The organism is Rhabdaerophilum sp., assembly GCF_046092605.1.
Classification (GTDB): Bacteria; Pseudomonadota; Alphaproteobacteria; order Rhizobiales; family Beijerinckiaceae; genus Rhabdaerophilum.
Genome location: NZ_JBJTDY010000203.1, coordinates 1 through 2,748, shown reverse-complemented (window position 1 = coordinate 2,748; position 2,748 = coordinate 1). Strand labels below are relative to the sequence as shown.

Here is a 2,748-nt window from a genome sequence, read left to right as displayed (position 1 = left end):
AAGGAAGCCTTCCTGCGTCTTGTCGAACAGAGTGACGTGGTGCTGGAGAATTTCCGCCCGAAGGTGATGGAGCGGCTGGGGCTCGGCCATGATGTGCTGTCGGCCCGCAATCCGAAGATCATCGCCTGCGCGATCTCCGGCTTCGGGCAGGATGGTCCCTGGGCCGGGCGACCGGCCTATGACCAGATCGTGCAGGGGCTCTCCGGTGCAATGAGCGTCACCGGGGATGCCCGGACGGCTCCGCTGCGCACCGGCTTTCCGATCTCCGACACGATTGCCGGACTGACCGCCGCCTTCGCGATCTCGGCAGCGCTGGTGGAGCAGCGCGCGACTGGGCGCGGGCGCCTGATCGACGTCTCGCTGCTGGAATCGACGCTGGCGGCTATGGGCTGGGTCGTGTCGAACCATCTCAATGCCGGGGTGAACCCGGAGCCGATGGGCAACGAGAATTTCACGGCCGCGCCATCCGGCACATTCCGCACCGCGACCGGCCCGCTCAACATCGCGGCGAACGAGCAGAAGCAATATGAGGCGCTGTGCGACCTCGTCGGGCGGCCTGATCTGAAGACCGATCCGCGCTTTGCCGAACGACAGGCGCGCAAAGTGCATCGCGCCGCGCTGAAGGACGAACTCGAGGCTGCCCTCGCCGCCACGGGAGCGGAAGAGTGGGAGGCCCTGTTCAACGCGAAGGGCGTACCGGCCGGCTGCGTGCTCAGCGTCCCGCAGGTTCTGAACGAGGCGCAGATCACCGGGCGCCATTTTGTCGAGACGATTGACGGCACGACTGCAACGGGCGCGGCCCTGCGCGTCACGCGCCCGGGCTTCCGCATCGATGGCGGCTTTCCTACGCCATCACCGCCACCCGCCCTAGGCCAAGACACGGAACACTGGCTACGGGCGCTGGGCTACAGCGAAGACGAAATCGCCGAACTCCGGACCTCCGGTGCAACGGCTTCTGCTCATTCCTGACCTACTTCCTTAAGGGACTTCCCAAAATGCTGAACGAGATTGCTGCTCTAGAAAACCTCGCAAAGACCTATCTTGATGGGCTGTACGAGGGCGACACCAAAAAACTGGGCTCGGTCTTCCTGCCAACGTCGGCGCTGACGCAGGTTGCCGATGGCAAGGTGTCCATTACCCCTTGCGAGACCTGGCTCGAGCGTGTGGGATCGCGGCCTTCACCGAAGAGCTCTGGCCTCGAGCGGGATGACCATATCCTGTCAATCGATGTGGTCGGCCCCAGCCTTGCGCATCTGAAGATCAAGTGCGCCATTCCGCCAAAGTACTTCACCGACCTCCTGTCCTGCCTGAAGGTGGATGGGCGCTGGCAGGTAGCCCAGAAGGTCTTCATGACTGAAACGCTGTGACGAGACCGGCATGAGCATTCCTGATCGCGATTCGCGCGACGAGGCCGCCCGCTACTGGCGGACGTCGATCTGTGACATCTCGCCCGGAAAGATCGCGTTCCGGGGCTATCCGATCCAGGAGCTTATCGGAGCCGTGTCTTTCCCGGCGATGATCTGGCTGATGCTGCGCGGCGAATTGCCGACAGCCGATCAGGCCAGATTGCTAGAGGCCGCATTGGTGGCGTCGGTGGATCACGGACCGCAGGCGCCATCCATTGCCATCTCGCGCATGGCTGTGAGCTGCGGCCTGCCGCTCAACGGTGCCATGGCGTCTGCGCTCAACACACTGGATGACGTTCATGGCGGTGCCGGTGAGCAGGCACTCGGACTCTATCTCGATATCCTCGCTCGGATGGACACTGGCGGCGCACTTCAGGTTGCCACAGCATCCGCAATCGACACGTGGATTGCGACGCATGGCAAGTACCTGCCTGGCTTCGGGCATCGGTTTCACCCCGTCGATCCACGGAGCGGAAAGTTGCTAGCGCTTGTTGACGAGATGGTCGGCAAGGGCGTGGTTTCAGGCCGGATCGCCATGGCCGCCCGCGCTGTCGAGTCTGCCATGGCGGAGCGCAAGGGCAAGCTCATCCCGATGAACATCGATGGCGCGACAGCCGTCATCTACGGTGAACTAGGCTTTCCGCCGCCGCTGTCACGGGGCGTGTTCTGCCTCTCGCGGGCCGTCGGAATTCTGGCCCATGCGTGGGAACAATCCTCGCGCGGCGAACGCAACAAGGGCCCCATGCCGCGGAGCTTCCCTTTCCTCTATGAAGGATCGGATTTGCGAGCAATATCCGACCAGATGACAATCTCTGATTGAACCGCCCCGGATTTCCGGAGGCTGATAGAGGCTCCTGAATATCGGCTTTCGGCGTTTGCGCACCTGGCCTTGAGTATCTGAAACGGGCGCGCAACCACGAACTGCCACACGGCACGCGGAATGACCGCTCTCAAGAAACAGCAAAGTCAGCCCGAATGACGGGGATGGGGGCGCGATCCAGACTGGCAGCTTTGGAATTAAACGGTTGTTCTGGTCGCCTTGATCACCTCCATTGGTCTGGCCCCGCCGATCAAAAGGAGCGATTTGTCGCGCGGCATTTTCATCAGCGCCTCTGGTCTCCTTAGTGGCACACCGATTTTCGTCACCGAGATCCGCGCCGATTGCGTGATCCCAGTGCCGACTATCTTTGTGCGGTTGTCTGCGGTGTAGTTTCCGAGCGCTTCGGAGACGTATTGCGCGGTGACGTTGTCATTGATCGCGACGAAGAGCTTCGCGGCGCACCCCGCAATCAAAGTCTCTCGCGTTGCCTTCCCGTAGAGCTCATCCAGTTGGGAAAGGTTC

The 2,748-nt window shown here is 62.2% G+C and carries 4 protein-coding genes; 3 read left to right on the top strand and 1 reads right to left on the bottom strand.

Annotation, left to right across the window (positions count from 1 at the left end):
- The 3 genes from ACKODO_RS16070 to ACKODO_RS16060 all read left to right on the top strand — a co-directional run.
- Positions 1 to 969 (top strand): CaiB/BaiF CoA transferase family protein (locus ACKODO_RS16070; protein ID WP_408984452.1); only part of this gene is annotated, 969 nt, incomplete at its 5' end.
- A 26-nt stretch (positions 970 to 995) separates the two neighbouring features.
- Positions 996 to 1,367 (top strand): nuclear transport factor 2 family protein, encoded by a 372-nt coding sequence (locus tag ACKODO_RS16065; RefSeq protein WP_408984451.1) that lies wholly within the window; start codon positions 996 to 998, stop codon positions 1,365 to 1,367.
- Positions 1,368 to 1,377: 10 nt separating this feature from the next.
- Positions 1,378 to 2,226 (top strand): citryl-CoA lyase, encoded by an 849-nt coding sequence (locus tag ACKODO_RS16060; protein WP_408984450.1) that lies wholly within the window; start codon positions 1,378 to 1,380, stop codon positions 2,224 to 2,226.
- Positions 2,227 to 2,423: 197 nt separating this feature from the next.
- On the opposite strand, the gene ACKODO_RS16055 is transcribed toward ACKODO_RS16060, so the two are convergent.
- The coding region (locus ACKODO_RS16055; RefSeq protein ID WP_408984449.1) for a TraM recognition domain-containing protein at positions 2,424 to 2,748 on the bottom strand (325 nt) is incomplete at its 5' end.

Bases quoted from the DNA above. Each gene is read 5' to 3' on its own strand.
- ACKODO_RS16065 (WP_408984451.1), top strand. From the start codon at position 996: ATGCTGAACGAGATTGCTGCTCTAGAAAACCTCGCAAAGACCTATCTT.
- ACKODO_RS16060 (WP_408984450.1), top strand. From the start codon at position 1,378: ATGAGCATTCCTGATCGCGATTCGCGCGACGAGGCCGCCCGCTACTGG.